The organism is Kribbella sp. CA-253562 (assembly GCF_050942265.1).
Classification (GTDB): domain Bacteria; phylum Actinomycetota; class Actinomycetes; order Propionibacteriales; family Kribbellaceae; genus Kribbella.
In genome coordinates, this window is sequence record NZ_CP192049.1 from 7,273,039 (window position 1) to 7,288,287 (window position 15,249).

18 protein-coding genes are annotated in these 15,249 nt (G+C 70.6%); 5 read left to right on the forward strand and 13 right to left on the reverse strand.

The features are described 5' to 3' along the window. Nucleotides 1-40: 40 nt before the first annotated feature. The 6 genes from ACQPXM_RS34440 to ACQPXM_RS34465 all read right to left on the reverse strand — a co-directional run bounded on the left by ACQPXM_RS34440 (nucleotide 41) and on the right by ACQPXM_RS34465 (nucleotide 4,683). Nucleotides 41-784, reverse strand: coding sequence for a GOLPH3/VPS74 family protein (locus ACQPXM_RS34440; protein WP_432941838.1), 744 nt, complete (start codon nucleotides 782-784; stop codon nucleotides 41-43). Continuing rightward, a complete protein-coding gene (locus ACQPXM_RS34445; protein ID WP_077015096.1) occupies nucleotides 781-984 on the reverse strand; it encodes a hypothetical protein in 204 nt (67 codons plus the stop codon). Before ACQPXM_RS34445 ends, ACQPXM_RS34440 begins: the two co-directional genes overlap by 4 nt. Nucleotides 985-997: 13 nt before the next feature. Then, nucleotides 998-1,912 carry an SPFH domain-containing protein gene (locus tag ACQPXM_RS34450; protein ID WP_432941841.1) on the reverse strand — a complete coding sequence of 305 codons (915 nt, stop codon included), beginning with the start codon at nucleotides 1,910-1,912 and terminating at the stop codon, nucleotides 998-1,000. Nucleotides 1,913-2,050: 138 nt separating this feature from the next. Then, the gene (locus ACQPXM_RS34455; protein WP_432941844.1) at nucleotides 2,051-2,743 is read right to left on the reverse strand and encodes an aminotransferase class IV; all 693 of its coding nucleotides are present in this window, start codon (nucleotides 2,741-2,743) and stop codon (nucleotides 2,051-2,053) included. 5 nt (nucleotides 2,744-2,748) lie between these two features. Then, nucleotides 2,749-4,107 carry an aminodeoxychorismate synthase component I gene (gene pabB / locus ACQPXM_RS34460; RefSeq protein ID WP_432941847.1) on the reverse strand — a complete coding sequence of 453 codons (1,359 nt, stop codon included), beginning with the start codon at nucleotides 4,105-4,107 and terminating at the stop codon, nucleotides 2,749-2,751. A gap of 15 nt (nucleotides 4,108-4,122) precedes the next feature. Continuing rightward, complete coding sequence (locus ACQPXM_RS34465) at nucleotides 4,123-4,683, reverse strand: TetR/AcrR family transcriptional regulator (RefSeq protein ID WP_432941850.1); 561 nt, start codon at nucleotides 4,681-4,683, stop codon at nucleotides 4,123-4,125. A gap of 106 nt (nucleotides 4,684-4,789) precedes the next feature. Between ACQPXM_RS34465 and ACQPXM_RS34470 the strand changes: the two genes are divergently transcribed. Further along, the gene (locus tag ACQPXM_RS34470) at nucleotides 4,790-5,167 is read left to right on the forward strand and encodes a DUF4267 domain-containing protein (RefSeq protein WP_432941852.1); all 378 of its coding nucleotides are present in this window, start codon (nucleotides 4,790-4,792) and stop codon (nucleotides 5,165-5,167) included. Nucleotides 5,168-5,171: 4 nt separating this feature from the next. Here the strand turns inward: ACQPXM_RS34470 and ACQPXM_RS34475 are convergent, their stop codons facing one another. After that, a complete protein-coding gene (locus ACQPXM_RS34475) occupies nucleotides 5,172-5,945 on the reverse strand; it encodes a class I SAM-dependent methyltransferase (RefSeq protein ID WP_432941855.1) in 774 nt (257 codons plus the stop codon). A 93-nt stretch (nucleotides 5,946-6,038) separates the two neighbouring features. Next, nucleotides 6,039-6,752 (reverse strand): metal-dependent transcriptional regulator, encoded by a 714-nt coding sequence (locus tag ACQPXM_RS34480; protein WP_432951140.1) that lies wholly within the window; start codon nucleotides 6,750-6,752, stop codon nucleotides 6,039-6,041. 99 nt (nucleotides 6,753-6,851) lie between these two features. Between ACQPXM_RS34480 and ACQPXM_RS34485 the strand changes: the two genes are divergently transcribed. The 4 genes from ACQPXM_RS34485 (at nucleotide 6,852) to ACQPXM_RS34500 (ending at nucleotide 10,591) form a co-directional block, all read left to right on the forward strand. Further along, nucleotides 6,852-8,165: a cryptochrome/photolyase family protein gene (locus tag ACQPXM_RS34485; protein ID WP_432941858.1), complete on the forward strand. Its 1,314-nt coding sequence runs from the start codon at nucleotides 6,852-6,854 to the stop codon at nucleotides 8,163-8,165. 79 nt (nucleotides 8,166-8,244) lie between these two features. Continuing rightward, complete coding sequence (locus ACQPXM_RS34490) at nucleotides 8,245-8,637, forward strand: GntR family transcriptional regulator (RefSeq protein WP_077015088.1); 393 nt, start codon at nucleotides 8,245-8,247, stop codon at nucleotides 8,635-8,637. Continuing rightward, a complete protein-coding gene (locus ACQPXM_RS34495; RefSeq protein ID WP_432941862.1) occupies nucleotides 8,634-9,542 on the forward strand; it encodes an ABC transporter ATP-binding protein in 909 nt (302 codons plus the stop codon). Before ACQPXM_RS34490 ends, ACQPXM_RS34495 begins: the two co-directional genes overlap by 4 nt. Continuing rightward, nucleotides 9,539-10,591, forward strand: coding sequence for an ABC transporter permease (locus ACQPXM_RS34500; protein WP_432941865.1), 1,053 nt, complete (start codon nucleotides 9,539-9,541; stop codon nucleotides 10,589-10,591). The genes ACQPXM_RS34495 and ACQPXM_RS34500 overlap by 4 nt, the downstream gene beginning before the upstream one ends. On the opposite strand, the gene ACQPXM_RS34505 is transcribed toward ACQPXM_RS34500, so the two are convergent. The 5 genes from ACQPXM_RS34505 to ACQPXM_RS34525 all read right to left on the reverse strand — a co-directional run bounded on the left by ACQPXM_RS34505 (nucleotide 10,588) and on the right by ACQPXM_RS34525 (nucleotide 15,237). Next, nucleotides 10,588-11,424 (reverse strand): class II fructose-bisphosphate aldolase, encoded by an 837-nt coding sequence (locus ACQPXM_RS34505; protein WP_432941868.1) that lies wholly within the window; start codon nucleotides 11,422-11,424, stop codon nucleotides 10,588-10,590. The genes ACQPXM_RS34500 and ACQPXM_RS34505 overlap by 4 nt on opposite strands. 8 nt (nucleotides 11,425-11,432) lie before the next feature. Beyond that, the gene (locus ACQPXM_RS34510; protein ID WP_432941871.1) at nucleotides 11,433-12,341 is read right to left on the reverse strand and encodes a 1-phosphofructokinase family hexose kinase; all 909 of its coding nucleotides are present in this window, start codon (nucleotides 12,339-12,341) and stop codon (nucleotides 11,433-11,435) included. Then, nucleotides 12,338-13,510, reverse strand: a complete 1,173-nt coding sequence (gene nagA, locus ACQPXM_RS34515; protein WP_432941874.1) for an N-acetylglucosamine-6-phosphate deacetylase — start codon at nucleotides 13,508-13,510, stop codon at nucleotides 12,338-12,340. Before nagA ends, ACQPXM_RS34510 begins: the two co-directional genes overlap by 4 nt. Next, nucleotides 13,507-14,475 carry an ROK family protein gene (locus ACQPXM_RS34520; protein ID WP_432941877.1) on the reverse strand — a complete coding sequence of 323 codons (969 nt, stop codon included), beginning with the start codon at nucleotides 14,473-14,475 and terminating at the stop codon, nucleotides 13,507-13,509. The genes nagA and ACQPXM_RS34520 overlap by 4 nt, the downstream gene beginning before the upstream one ends. Before the next feature lie 132 nt (nucleotides 14,476-14,607). Next, nucleotides 14,608-15,237, reverse strand: a complete 630-nt coding sequence (locus tag ACQPXM_RS34525) for a TetR family transcriptional regulator (RefSeq protein ID WP_432941880.1) — start codon at nucleotides 15,235-15,237, stop codon at nucleotides 14,608-14,610. Between the last annotated feature and the right edge of the window lie 12 nt (nucleotides 15,238-15,249).

Consider the following 15,249-nt stretch of genomic DNA (forward strand, 5'->3'; position numbering starts at 1 on the left):
CCGTAGCACCAACGAACCCCCTGCCGTCAACTGCCGAGGTTCAGCCGCCGCTGGAGTGCGCCGCGTTCTGCGCCTGGATCGCCTTGCGCAGCGCCGGGATCACCGGCCCGATCCGCACGGCCAACTGGGCGAGCCGCTCCTTGTCCTGCTTGCGCTGCTCCTTGGACAGCACCGGCTTGAGCTCCCCGGTCGCCGCCAGGACGACGAGGGCGGCGTCGCGCAGGTCGACCCGGGTGACGAGCCGGGCGGGGCGGAGCGTGTCGGTGGCCGCCTGCAGCAGTTGGCGGCGCACGAGCGGCTGGCGGAGGGTGATCCGCTCGGCCGGGAAGATCCCGAACCTCCGATAGGCCTCGACCTTGATCAGCTGACCGCGCTCGAGTTCGTCGCGGACCCGCGGGACGGCGTGGCGGGCGCGGCGCTCGATCCAGTGCTTCCAGCGCTTGCGGCCGCCGGCCTGGATCTCGGCGAGCAGGTGCTCGGCGATCGGCGAACTGGTGGGACCGGTGGCGGCGATGACACGGCCGTCCTCGTCGGTCAACCGACCGGCCAAGTGGAGGTCGGTCAGTGCTGCCGCGTTGAGCAACAACCCTAGGCGGGAACGATTGGCGACCTTGCCGGTGGACGGGTCGAAAGCCAGCAGATAAAGGCGTTCCGGCAGACCGGGCGGCACCGTTCCCTTGCTAGCAGCAACAACTTGGCGGGGACGATCGGGCCGGGCGCCGGGAGGGCCGGGGCGAGCGGCGCGGCCCGGCGTACCGGAACGGCGGTCGAGGCGGGCGTTCATGTCTCCTCCTTGCGGGGGCGGCCGGGGCGGCGCATCTTGCCGACCTCCCCGGGCAGCCGGCCGGCGTCGGCGAGGGCGCGCCGGAGCAGGAACTCGATCTGTGCGTTGGTGCTGCGCAGCTCGTCGGAGGCCCAACGAGCCAGCGCGTCGTGCACCACGGGATCCAGCCGGAGCAGGATCTTCTTGCGTTCGGTGGGCATCGGCCCCGCGTCCTTACTGGTAGAGCGAGCCGGTGTTCACGACCGGCTGCGCGTCACGGTCGCCGCACAGCACCACCAGCAGGTTGCTGACCATGGTCGCCTTGCGCTCCTCGTCCAGGTCGACCACGTTGTTCTCCGACAGCCGGTCCAGCGCCAGCTCGACCATGCCGACGGCACCCTCGACGATCCGCTGCCGCGCCGCGACGACGGCACCGGCCTGCTGGCGGCGCAGCATCGCTTGAGCGATCTCCGGCGCGTAGGCCAGATGGGTGATCCGCGACTCGATCACGTGCACCCCGGCGGCCTGGACCCGGACGCCGATCTCGGCCGACAGCGTTTCGGTGATCTCGTCGGTGCTGTCCCGCAGCGACAGACCACCTTCGTCGGTGTGCACGTCGTAGGGGTAGGAGTTGGCGATGTGCCGCACCGCGGTCTCGGTCTGGATCGCGACGAACTCCACGAAGTCGTCCACCTCGAACAACGCCTGCGCGGTGTCCTCGACCTGCCAGACCACCACCGCGGCGATCTCGATCGGGTTGCCGTCGGCATCGTTCACCTTGGCGACGGCGGTCTCGTGGTTGCGGATCCGGGTGGAGACCGGCTGGCGCACCGAGATCGGGTTCACCCAGCGCAGGCCGTCGGTGCGGATCGTCCCGGCGTACCGGCCGAGGATCTGCAGCACCCGCGCCCGCCCCGGCGAGACCGGCGTCAGCCCCGCCGCCACGATCACGCCGGCCACGAACAGCACGGCCGACACGATCACCACGGCGAGCTGACCCTGCGCGATCCCGACGACGAACAGCACCACGCCGGCGATCAGCAGCAGCAGGGACAGGCCGAGCATCGGCCATCCGTTCAGATCGCGGGCCGGCCGCTCGGTCACCTTGGGCTTCGGCATCTCCACCATCACGTCGACCTCAGCGCTCATCGCTGCACACTCCTTCGAGAGTTCTTATAGCTCGAAGGTAGCATAGTGATATCACTTTTTGCCAGCGGCTGATTCGACCTTGTGCCGGCAAGCCGGCGCGGCGAGGGTTTGTTGGCTGAACGGTTGAGGGCGGCCGGGTCAGGCGATGGGGCGGGCCAGCGCCGTGAGTGCTTGTTGCCAGTCGGCGGAGGCTGATCCGGGCAGGGGGTCGATCGGGCCGTCGTGCCAGGCGTGGACCGGGCGGATGCCGTGCAGGGCGTTGAGCAGCCAGACCTCGTCGACCTCGGCGAGTTCCTCGGGGCGGCGGGCGGCCTCGACGACCTCGACGCCTCGGGTGATGGCCAGGTCGCGGACCAGGGCGGCGGTGACCGACGGGAGGAACGCCCGGTCGGACGGCGGGAAGTGCAGGACGTCGCCCTCCCACCACGCCAAGGCCGAGTACGCCGCTTCGACCGCGATGCCGTCGGCATCCATCAGCAGGACCTCGTCGGCGCCGCAATCCGCAGCCGCCTCGGCTTTCAGCGCGCCGAGGGCCTCCAGGTCCGGGCCCTTGACCCGCGGCTGGGTGCGGGGATCGTCGCCGCTGTGCACGGCGATCCGGACCCGCCCGCCCTGGGTCGGTGCCGGACGCAACTGAACCGCCAGACCGTCGCCGAACTCGAAGCGCGGGAACCAGCGGCCGAAACCGGGTAGGCGGCGGACCTGGTCGTCGAAGTACTTGCCCGCGCCCAACTCCCCCAGCGCCGCGCACGACGAGGCGAACCGCTGCCGGTGCAGGTCCAGCCCCCGGACCTGACCGTTGTGCACGAGAAACGAATCGGCGACCAGCACGGAGTTCACCCCGCCCTTCCCAGCGTTGCTGCGGCTTTCAGCACCATCTCGTCGTACTCGGCGATCGGGTCCGAGTCGAGCACGATCGCTCCACCTGCCCCGATGACGGTCTCGTGCGGAGTCAGGACGGCGGTCCGGATCACTACGCTCAGGTCCGCGCGCCCGTCGACCGTCAGGTACCCCAGCGCGCCGGAGTACACCCCGCGGGCACTCGACTCCAACGAGTCGAGCAGCTCCATCGTGCGGATCTTCGGAGCCCCGGTCATCGATCCCGGCGGGAAGCAAGCCCGGACCGCGGCGACCGCGTCGACGCCCTCGCGCAGTTTGCCGCGCACGGTGGTGACCAGCTGGTGCACGGTTTGGTAGCTCTCGACAACCATCAACTGCGGGACCTGAACCGTGCCGGGTTCACTGACCCGGCCGAGGTCGTTGCGGATCAGGTCGACGATCATCAGGTTCTCGGCCCGGGTCTTCTCGTCCTCGGCCAGCGCCTTCGCGACCAGCTGGTCCTGGTCCGGGTCGGCCGAGCGCGGGGCGGTCCCCTTGATCGGACGGCACTCGGCCCAGCCGTCGGCGTCGACCGCGAGGAACCGCTCCGGCGACGAGCTGGCGATCGCGAGTTCGCCGTACCGGAGGAAGGCCGAGTACGGCGCCGGGTTGCTCGCGCGCTGCCACAGGTAGAAGTCGAGCGGCTCCGGGACCGGCGGCAGGCGGACCCGGTTGGTCAGGCAGACCTCGTAGGTGTCGCCGGCCTCGAGCGCGACCCGGCAGGCGTCGATCCCGGCCAGGTACGTCGCGCGGTCCTGCTCGAGATGCTGTTCGACGTCGAGCAACGAGATCGCCGGCGGATCGACCCAGCCCATCCACCAGGACGACGCCGCGTTCTGCGCGCGGTCGAGCCAGGCCAGCGCGTCGTGGTTGTCGGGTGCGTGCACGGCGACCACGAACGTGCGGTCGCGGTCGTGGTCGATCACGACGAACCGGTTGGCCCAGATCCACAACGCGTCCGGCGTCTGGGCTTCGTACGCCGCCATGCCACCGGTCTGCGCCTTGAGCTCGTACCCGAAGTAGCCGACGTACCCGCCGCTGAACACATCGGCCAGCTCAGCCGGTACGCCGGTACGCCGGGCGGCGAGCAGCTCCTGGAGCTCGGCGAACACATCCCCGTCGGCGACGTCGCGGACGATCACCTCGGCGTCCGGACCGGCGCTCGTGCCGAGCACGGAGATCCGGCGCACCGACCGGTCGGTGAGGCTGCCGTCGAGCCAGAAGGCGACCGGTTCGGCGGCGAACAGCTCGCGGTAGACCGACTCGCCACCCAGCGCGTGGTCGACCGAGCGAACGGACCAGGTCAGTGCGGGCACAGCAGAACGGTACAGTCAGTCGGCCATCCGGGTGACGAGCAAATCGATCCGCTGCTCCTGACCCTCCGGCGGGATCCGCCCGCTGTCGGACAGCACGGCCAGGCCGTGCAACGCGCTCCAGACCACCTCGGCGAGCAGCTCGCGTTGTTTGGTGCCCGGGTCGAAGCAGCTGACGAACTCGTCGAAGCCGGCCCGCAACTGCGGCAGCGTCTGCTCGCTCGCGAACGTCAGGTCGGTGGGCAGCACGAACATGGCCTGATAAAGGGCCGGCCGCTCGGTCGCGAACTGCAAATACGCACGGCAGACGGCACGAAGGGCCTGCGCCGGCTCGGCCTCCCGCGCGCGGCGCAACTCTTCGGCGAGTTCAGCGAAGCCGTCGACCGCGACGGCGGTCACGATCGCGTCCTTGCCGTTGAAGTGGCTGTAGAGCACCGGCTGGCTGTACTCGACGCGGTCGGCCAGCCGCCGGGTTGTCACCGCCTCCCAGCCTTCGGTCTCCGCGAGCTCGCGGGCTGCGCTGACGATCAGCTGATGACGATCGGCACGTTCCCGTGCGCGGCGCTCGGTAGCGGACATGAGCACAGCCTAGCACCGCTAGACATTCTGTCGAAGCTAAGCTTATCGTTGCTACATCTGCTAGCGCCGCTAGATCGGTGGCGCTGTTTCGAGAGGACCGCACCTCATGCTCATCCCCGTCGCCACTGTGCTCGCCGCCCTGATCGGGCTGGGCATCATCGTCATCGGCGCGCGCGCCTTCCACACCCCCCAAGCCGCGGTGGGCTTCGGCATCCCCGGTACGCCGGCCGAGGACCGGACCTTTCAGGCCTGGCTGTCGGTCAAGGCCGTGCGCGACATCGCCTCGGGCCTGTTCGTGTTCGTCCTGATCGCGGCAGCGACACCCAGCGTGCTGGGTTGGTTCATGCTGGCTGCCGCGGCGATTCCGGCCGGCGACGCGCTGATCGTGCTGCGCAGCAAGGGGCCCAAGGCGACCGCGTACGGCGTCCACGGGGCCACCGCCGCGGTCATGGTGGCGATCGGCGTACTGCTGCTGATCGCCTGACCGATCAGCTCAGCGCGAGCTTGGTGCGCATCGCGGTGATCCGGCGGATCGGGATCGCGACCTCCAGCCCGTCGCGGTCCCGGGCTCGCTGGGCCAGCCAGGAGGCGGCCTGCTCGCGCCGCTTGTCCGACGTACCGGGCAGGTAGAGCGCACCGACCAGCCTGCGCGCGTCGTCCAGGCTGTGCACCGTGTAGGCGTACCGCTCGCGCTGGCTCTCCATCACGATGAAGCCGGCCTCGCGCAACTGCTCCTTCAACCCGGTGATCTCACCACCGGCCGGGAACTGCGGACGGGAGCGCAGCCGGGTCGTCAGCCCGGTCAGCGTCCGCAGGTCGCCGCGGCGCAACGGGCGAACCGCCGGGATGGTCGCGGCGAGAACTCCTCCGCGCCGCAGCACCCGCGCCGCCTCAGCCAGTACGTCGGGCAGCGGCTGCAGCACCATCAGGCCCATCGAGCAGGTGACGACGTCGAAGGCCTCGTTCGCGAACGGGAGGTGCAAAGCGTCCGCCTGCACCTTCGGACCGGGCGCACCGGACAGCTGGACCGCGTTGCTGTCGACGCCCACGACCCACCGTCCGTACAGCTCGCGGGCGACCGGCCCGTTGCCGCACGCAAGGTCGAGCACCCGCTTGGACTCGCCGGACACGGCACGGACGAGCCAGCGGTAGGGCGTGTGGTCGCCCGCCACCGCTCGGGACAGCAGGGCTTCCGTGCTGCCCGGGGTGGCGGTGTGGAACTCGCGCAGGTATCCCGGCCAGTCGATCTGGTTCTGTGACATCGCGGACAGACGTTACCTCGTGACCACAGCGGGTGCCGCATCGAGCGCTCACCGTGGCCGATTTCTTGACGCGGGTCTGACGACCCGCGGGGATCAGACCAGGCTGACGAAGATGTGGCCCGCGGTCTCGTCGCTGATCACACCGCCGGCGTCGCGGCTGCCGAGCAGCACACCCTCGGCGTCCAGCATCGAGTCGACCTCGCGGCCCGGCAGCGCACCGGCCCGGCGCAGCACCGACATCGCGAAGTCGTCGGTCTGCACCGGCTCGGCGATCCGCCGCACCAGCACCCGGACCGCGTTGCCGGTGGACTGGTCGAGCACCTTGTCGAGCGGCTCGACGCCACTGCGGAACTCGCCGATCGCGGTCGCCTGGACGTCCTTCTGCAGCTCCTCCAGCCCGGGGATCGGGTTGCCGTACGGCGACTCGGTCGGGTTGTCGAGGATCTTCAGCAGCCGCAGCTCGACCGCGTCGCTCATCACGTGCTCCCAGCGGCAGGCCTCCGCGTGCACGTCCTCCCACTCCAGGCCGATCACGTCGACCAGCAGCCGCTCGGCCAGCCGGTGCTTGCGCATCACCCGGGTGGCCTGCATCCGGCCGACCTCGGTCAGCTCGAGGTGCCGGTCGCCCTCGACCGTGACGAGCCCGTCGCGCTCCATCCGCGCCACCGTCTGGCTGACCGTCGGGCCGGACTGGTGCAGGCGCTCGGCGATCCGCGCGCGCAGGGGCAGAATGCCCTCTTCTTCCAGTTCGTAGATGGTCCGCAGGTACATCTCGGTGGTATCGATCAGCTCGCTCACGACAACCATTCTCACCTATGCAGGCAAGCCTTACCGAATCGGTGGGCCGATCCGGTCACCCGCGGTTCAAGTGCCCTTCAAAGTTGTTCATCGGCAAGACTTGTCCGGATGACGGCGGTGATGTGGTTCAGGCGTGATCTCCGGCTGGCCGACAACCCGGCGCTGCTCGACGCGGTGTCGGCCGGCGACGGCCGGGTGCTGGGGCTGTTCGTGCTCGACCCGGTGCTGTGGGACGCGGCCGGCGACCCGCGCCGCGACCACCTGGTGAACTCGCTGCGGCGGCTGTCCGACGGGATGGACGGCGAGCTCGTCGTACGGCGTGGGGATCCGGCGGACGTCGTACCGGAGCTGGCGGCCGAGGTCGGGGCGGCGAGCGTGCACGTGTCCGCCGACTTCGGCCCGTACGGCCGGCAGCGGGACGAGGCGGTCGAGAAGGCGCTGGGCTGTCCCCTGGTCGCGACCGGTTCGCCGTACGCCGTGACGCCGGGCCGGGTGCTGAACGGGTCGGGCCGCTCGTACCAGGTCTTCACGCCGTACTTCCGGGCCTGGCTCGAGCACGGGTGGCGGCAGCCCGTTGACGCGCCGGCGAAGGTCGAGTGGATCGGCAAGCGCAGCGACGCGCTCCGTCACGTCCCCGACGTAGAGGACGCCGGCGAGGCCGCGGCGCGAAAGCACTGGCAGGGCTGGGTGGAGAGCGTCGCGGCGTACGACGACGAACGCAACCGGCCGGATCTGGACAGCACGTCGCGGATGTCGGTGCCGTTGAAGTACGGCGAGATCCACCCGCGCACGATGCTCGCCGACCTGGCCCGCCGGCGCAGCGCGGGCGCCGACGCGTACCGCCGCGAGCTCGCATGGCGGGACTTCTGCGCCGACTTGCTGGCGCGATATCCCGAGGCCGCGTGGAAACCGCTGCGCCCGGAGTTCGAGAAGATGGTCTACGACGAACCCGGCGACGCCTTCACCGCGTGGTGCCAGGGGCGGACCGGCTATCCGATCGTCGACGCCGGCCTGCGCCAACTGGCCGAATCCGGCTTCATGCACAACCGGATCCGGATGGTCGTCGCGTCGTTCCTGATCAAGGACCTGCACATCCACTGGAAGTACGGCGCCCGCTGGTTCCTGCGGAACCTGCGCGACGGCGACCTGGCGTCGAACAGCCTGAACTGGCAATGGGTGGCCGGCTGCGGCGCCGACCCGTCGCCGTACTTCCGGATCTTCAACCCCACCACGCAGGGCAAGAAGTTCGACCCGGACGGCGCCTACGTGCGCCGCTGGATCCCCGAGCTCGCCGCCGTACCGGGCAAGGCCGTGCACGAGCCCTGGGCCCTGGCCGAACCGCCGGCCGGCTACCCGGCGCCGATCGTCGATCATGCCGAGGCGCGCTTGGAGTCCCTGCGCCGCTACGACGCGATCAAGTAGTCCGTCGTGCCCGAAGCCTTGACCTGGCGATCACCTCTGCCTGTATTGTGCTAGTTAACTAGATAAATGGGGTGACAGGGTGATCGAGTTTCATCTGGACGGGCGGTCCGGCGTATCGCCGTACCAGCAGGTGGTGCAGCAGGTGCGCAACGCGTTGCGGCTGGGGCTGTTGCGGGAGGGGGATCAGCTGCCGACGGTGAAGGACGTGGTCGGGCAGCTGGCGATCAACCCCAACACGGTGCTCAAGGCCTACCGCGAGCTGGAGCACGAAGGGCTGGTGGCGGCGCGGCCGGGGCGCGGGACGTTCGTGACCCGGACGCTGACCGACCACAGTCTCGCGGCGCACGGGCCGTTGCGGCAGGACCTGCAGCGCTGGCTGACCAAAGCGCGCAAGGCCGGTCTGGACGACGACAGCATCGAGGCGTTGTTCCGGACGACCTTTCGGGCCGCCGCTCAGGAGGACATAGCATGAGCGCCTCCTCATCCGCCGCGTTGCGCGCTCAAGGACTGGGCAAGAAGTACGGCCGCCGCTGGGCGCTGACCGACTGCACGCTCGACGTCCCGGCCGGCCGCGTCGTCGGCCTGGTCGGCCCGAACGGCGCCGGCAAGAGCACCCTGCTGAACCTGGCCGTCGGCATGCTCACCCCGACGACCGGCAGCATCGAGGTGCTGGACGCGCCGACCGGCGGACCGCAGCTGGCCCGGATCGGGTTCGTCGCGCAGGACACCCCGACGTACAGCCGGTTGTCGGTCGCCGATCACCTCAAGCTCGGCGCGCATCTCAATCCGGGCTGGGACGATTCCCTCGCCCAGGCGAGGATCCAGCGGCTCGGTCTCGACCCGAAACAGCGCGCCGGCAGGCTCTCCGGCGGTCAGCGCGCCCAGCTCGCCCTCACCCTCGGCATCGCGAAACGGCCCGAGCTGCTGATCCTCGACGAACCCGTCGCGGCGCTCGACCCGCTGGCCCGGCGCGAGTTCCTGCAGGACCTGATGGAGGCGGTCACCGAGCAGGAGTTGAGCGTCATCCTGTCCTCGCACCTGGTCTCCGACGTCGAACGGTCCTGTGACTACCTGATCGTGCTGGTCGACTCGCGGGTCCAGATCAGCGGCGACATCGAGACACTGCTGGCCACCCACTACCGGCTGGTCGGACCGCGGCGCGACGAGAAGTCGATGCCGCAGAACCAGTACGTGATCTCGGCCAGCCACACCGATCGCCAGTCCACGTTCCTGGTCCGGACCGACGAACCGATTCTCGATCCGGCCTGGTCGGTCTCGCAGCTCACCCTCGAGGATGTCGTGCTGGCCTACATGGGCCGCTCGGCCACGACCAAACCCAAGGCCAACGATCGGCCCGTCCTGGAGGTGCAGCGATGATCTGGCTGACCTGGCGGCAGTTCCGCCTGCAGGCCCTGGTGGTCGTCGGCGCGGTGGTGGTGCTCGGCGTGTTCCTCGCCGTGACCGGCCCCGGCCTGCTGGACACCTACCAGCTCCGGCCCGCGGAGTTCCTGAAGCAGATCCAGTTCGACCGGATCAACCAGTACCTGTACATCGCCGGCCAGGCGCTCGTGTACGCCGCTCCCCCGATCATCGGCGCCTTCTGGGGTGCGCCCCTGATCGCCCGGGAACTCGAGGCCGGAACGCACCGGCTGGTCTGGAACCAGAGCATCAGCCGGACCCGCTGGCTGGTCACGAAGCTCGCGATCACCGGGCTCGGCGCGATGGCCGTCACCGGTGTGCTGACGCTCGCGGTGACGTGGTGGTCCGACCCGATCGACGACGCGATCGACGCCGGTCAGGCGGCCGGGATCTACAACGTCGCCCGGCTGCTGCCGCCGGTGTTCGGCGCGCGAGGGGTCGTGCCGATCGGCTACGCGGCGTTCGCGTTCGCGCTCGGGGTCGCCGTCGGTCTGCTGGTCCGGCGCAGTGTGGTCGCGATCGCGATCACCTTGGCCGGCGTGATCGCGATCCAGATCCTGTCGCCGATCCTGATCCGGCCGTACCTGATGTCGCCGGTCGAGACCACCGTCGTGGTCACCGCCGAGAACATGCGTGGTCTGCAGTTGTCGGGTCCGGAGCAGAACCCGACCGTGATGCGGGTGGAGGCGAAGCTGCCCGGCGAGGGCAACTGGAAGCTGTCGGAGAACACCATCAACTCGGCCGGCCAGGTCCAGAAGAGCCTGCCGGGCTATCTCGCCGAATGCGGACCTCCGCCGCCGAACGCGACCGCGGAGGAGGCCAGGAGCCGCAAGCCACTGAGCGCCTGCTTCCAGCGCCTGGCCGACGACGGTTACCGGCAGCAGATCAGCTACCACCCCGCCAGCCACTTCTGGGGACTGCAGTGGCGCGAGTCCGGTCTGTTCCTCCTGCTCGCGTTCGGCCTGACCGGCTTCTGCTTCTGGCGGATCCGCCGCGACCTGACCTAGACGGCTTTCAGCACCGTCAGCAAGCGAGCTACCTCGGCCGCGACCGCCGTACGGGCGGGGCCGAGGTACTTGCGCGTGTCGACCAGCTTCGGCTGGTCGGCCAGGATCTCGCGGACCACACCGGTGAAGACGTTGTTCAGGTGGGTGGCGATGTTCACCTTCGTCATCCCGGCCTCGACCGCGCGGGTCAGGTCCGCGTCGGCGACCCCGGACGACCCGTGCAGCACCAGCGGAACCGGTACGGCGGACCGCAGCTCGCCGATCAACGTGAAGTCCAGCTCGGCGGTCCGCTCGGTCATCGCGTGCGACGAACCGACGGCCACCGCGAGCGCGTCGACGCCGGTCGCCTCGGCGAAGGCCAGCGCCTCGTCCGGGCGGGTCCGGGCACCGGGTGCGTGCACACCGTCCTTGCCGCCGACCTCACCGATCTCCGCCTCGACGAAAACCCCGTGCTCGTGGCAGAACGTGGTCACCTCGCTGGTCGCGGCGACGTTGTCGGCGTACTCGAGCTTGGAGGCGTCGAACATCACCGAGGTGAAGCCGAGCGACACCGCCTCGGTGACCAGGTCGCGGTCCATCGCGTGGTCGAGGTGCACGACGACCGGCACGCTCGCGGCGGCCGCGGCGGCCAGGGTGGCGACACCGATCGGTTTGAGCGCGCCGTGGTACTTCACGGCGTTCTCGCTGATCTGCAGGATCACCGGCGCACCGACCTGCTCGGCCCCGGCGATCAGCGCGGTCGCGTGTTCCAGCTGGATCACGTTGAACGCGCCGACTCCACGGCCCGCCTGGGCAGCGGCCAGTACGACCTCGGCTCCGGACACCAACGGCATGAGCTCTCCTAACGAACGACGACCTGCGGCTGCCACCGCCGGTACGCGGCCAGATCGATGTCACCGGCAACCGGTGTGAGGACGGCGGCGGCCGAGGCGGCCACCGCGGACTTGAGGACCAGCGACCAGTCGGGCCGCGGCGACTCCGCGATCGCGGCGGCCACGACGGCGGTGCACGCATCGCCCGCGCCAGTGGGGTTCCCGGCCACCCGCTCGACCGGGTCCGCGCGCCAGACGCCGTCGCGGTTCGCGGCGACCATGCCGCGCGGACCGTCGGTGATCACCGCGGCCGTGGCGCCGAAGTCGACCAGTCTGCGCGCGCCGTCCTCGACGGTCAGCTCGTCGCCGAGCGCCTCGTGCAGTTCGGCCGCGTTCGCCCTGACCACCGCACCGGCCTCGGCCGCGGCCAGCAGCGCCGGGCCACCGGTGTCGATCACCGTCGGTACGTCGTGCTGCCAGGCGCGGACCGCGAGCTCGGAGTACGCGTTGGCGGGCAGTCCGGGCGGCAGACTGCCCGAGCACGCCAGGACGTCGAGCCGGCCCCACGGCATCCGGTCATGGAAAGCACGCCACTCGTCGGCGGTGATGGCCGGCCCGGCCTCGTTGAAGATCGTCGCGTCACCGTCGACATTGTTGACGATGGCAACGGTTCGGCGGGTCTCGGCGTGAATCGGGGTGAGCAGCGCGGTCAGGCCGGCGTCGAACAACTCGGCCGCGACGATCTCACCGGTCACCCCACCGACGAAGCCGAGCGCGAGGACCTGGTGGCCGAGGGTCGCGGCGACCCGGGCGACGTTGACTCCCTTGCCGCCGGCCCGTTGCCGGACCGCACGGACCCGGTGACTGCCGCCGACGACCAGTTCGTCGACGGCGTAGGTGACGTCGAGCGCCAGGTTGAGCGTGACGGTGCCGATCATCGGCCGGCGTCGGCGTCGGCCGCCGGGGCCTCGGCCTCGCGGTCGATCCACGCGCCGCCGCGCATCACCTTCCGCACCAGGTAGTCGTCGTCGAGCACGACCAGGTCGGCCCGCTTGCCGGTCTCGATGCCACCGACGTTGTACCAGCCGAACGCCTCGGCCGGCGTGGTCGAGGCCATCCGGGACGCGTCCACCAGCGAGACGCCGGCGTTCACGGCGTTGCGGTAGGCAACATCCATGGTGAGCGTGCTGCCGGCGATCGAGTGCGAGCCGTGCGCGAGCGTGGCCAGTCCGTCGTTCACGTCGACCTCGAGATCGCCCAACTGGTAACGCCCGTTGGGCATTCCGGCGGCGACGATCGCGTCGGTGATCAGCGCGATCCGGTTCACCCCGGCCGCGGCCAGCGCGACCCGGACCACCTGCGGGTCCAGGTGCAGGCCGTCGTTGATCACCTCGAGCAGCAACCGCGGATCGTTGAGTGCGGCACCGACCGGCCCGGGATCGCGGTGGTGGAACGGCCGCATCCCGTTGAACAGGTGGGTCGCGACGGTCGCCCCGGCGTCCGCCCCGGCGATCATCTGCTCGTACGTCGCGTCGGTGTGCCCGAGCGCGGCGACGACTCCGGCGTCGACGACCTGACGGATCGCGTCCAGCCCGTGCTCGAGCTCGGGCGCGATCGTCACCATCTTCACCGCGTCGCTCAGCACCTTGGCGACGTCACCCTCGACCGGGTCGCGCAGCAACGTCGGCTCGTGGGCGCCGCACCGCGCCTCGGACAGGAACGGGCCTTCCAGGTGCACGCCGGCGATCACGCCGTCGGTGACCAGGTCGGCCAAGCAGGCGATCTGCGAGACGAGGTCGTCCAGCGGCGCGGTGACCAGACTGGCCATCGTCGTGGTCGTGCCGTGCCGGGCGTGGAACGCGGCGACCTTGCGCGCCTCCTCCGGATCGGTCGTCGTGTACGTCGCCCCGCCGCCGCCGTGGGTGTGGATGTCCACGAATCCCGGGACGACGGTCGCGTCGCCCAGGTCCTCCGGGCGCTTGCCGTCGGCCGGCATGCCCTCGGACCGGCGGCCGAAGGCGATGATGTCGCCGTCCTCGACCTGCAGCCACGCGCTCTCCAGCACGTCGTCCGGCGTCACCAGCCGGCCCACCTTGTACGTCGTCATTCGCCCTGCTCTCCGCTCTCGTCCAGCGTCACCCGGTCCCACGCCATCAGGGCCGCGCCGAGGCAGCCCGCGTCCTCGCCGAGCACCGCGGCGACGATCTCCGGCTCGCGCTGGAACGTCAGCCGCTCGTGCAGCCCGGCCCGCAACGGCGCGAGCAGGGTCTCGCCGGCGCCGACCAGACCACCGCCGATCGCGATCCGGGTCGGCGCCACCAGCGTCGTGTAGAGCACGAGCGCGTCGACCAGCGCGGCCAGCGCCTCCTCCCAGACGATCGCGGCGTCGGCGTCGCCTTCGGCCAGCAGTTCCAGCACTTCGCGGGCGCCGTCGACCACGCGACCGGTTCGCGCGCCGTACCGGCGGGCCAGGGCGGCGGCGGAGGCGACCGTCTCGAGGCAGCCGTACTGGCCGCAGGCGCAGAGCTCGGCGGCCTCGCCGTGCACGAAGCGGGTGTGGCCGAGCTCGCCGGCGTACCCGTCGCCGCTGACCAGGGAGCCGTCGACCACCATCGCGGCGGCGATGCCGGTGCCGAGTGGGAGGAAGAGTGAGTTCGTGGTGCCTTTCAAGGCGCCCTGGCGCAGCTCGGCGTAGCCGCCGCCGCGGACGTCGTGGGCCAGGACGACCTGCCGGCCGGGGCCGACAGCGGCCTGCAGTTCGGCGAGGACCGGCGTACCGACCCAGAGCAGGTTCTCCGCGCTGACCGTGCCGTGCTCGGCGTCGATGATGCCCGGAACGACGACGCCGACCGCACGGACGGTGTGCCCGTCCGCGGCGGCCTTCTGGCCGAGCTCGACGACGGTTTCCAGCAGCGCGTCGAGCACCGCGCGGCCGGCGTCGTTGCGCTCGGGAACAGTCCGAGGGGTGGGCCTGGTCTCGCGGTGCAGCACGGCACCGTCGGCGGCGACCAGGCCGCACTTCATTCGGGTTCCACCGAGATCGACGGCGACCACGACTTCACAGGGCTCCACGGAGCGCCATTATGCAGCGTTACCCAGGGGTTCGAACATCCGTGAGCAATTGATGGACAGTTCCGACCAGACCACTGGATCGAGTGGCCCGCCACTTCGCGACTGCGACGGGCCGTTCGCCGGGTCCGTGCCTCAGGCGCGCAGGCCGCGGTCGAAGGCGGCCACCAGGAACGCGATCAGGTTCTCGGCCAACTTACCGGGATCCTCCAGATCTTCGGCGCCCGGGCCCCGGGACAGCGCCTGCGACTGGTGCAACGCGAGCAGGCCGAGCATGTTCGCGTAGCCGAAGGCGACCGACTCCGGCGCCGCCCGGGGCAGCGCCTGCTGCAGCGCGGCCAGGTACCGGGCCTCGACCGGATCCGCTTCCGCGGCGTACAGCTCCCGGATCCGGCGGCTCGGGTCGAACGCGACCCGGCCGATGAACCGGGCCACGATCGCGCCGCGCTCTCCCCGGCGCAGCACGAGCTCCAGCCCCGGCTCGATGAAGGCGCGGATCAGTTGCTCGGCGGTCGGCTGGCCGGCCGCCTCCAACTGGTCCAGCCGGCGCCGCCGTTCGGCGTTGACCGGCGCCATCGCGCGGGCGACCGCCGCCCGCAACAGGGCTTCCTTGGAGCCGAAGTGGTAGTTGACCGCCGCGATGTTCGCGGCCGCCGCGACCGTGATCGCGCGCAGTGAGGTTCCTTCGTAGCCGCCCTCGCCGAACCGCTGCTCGGCGATGTTGAGCAACCGCTCCCGGGTCGATTCCACGGGTGGTGTGTCCACAGAGTTCTCCTT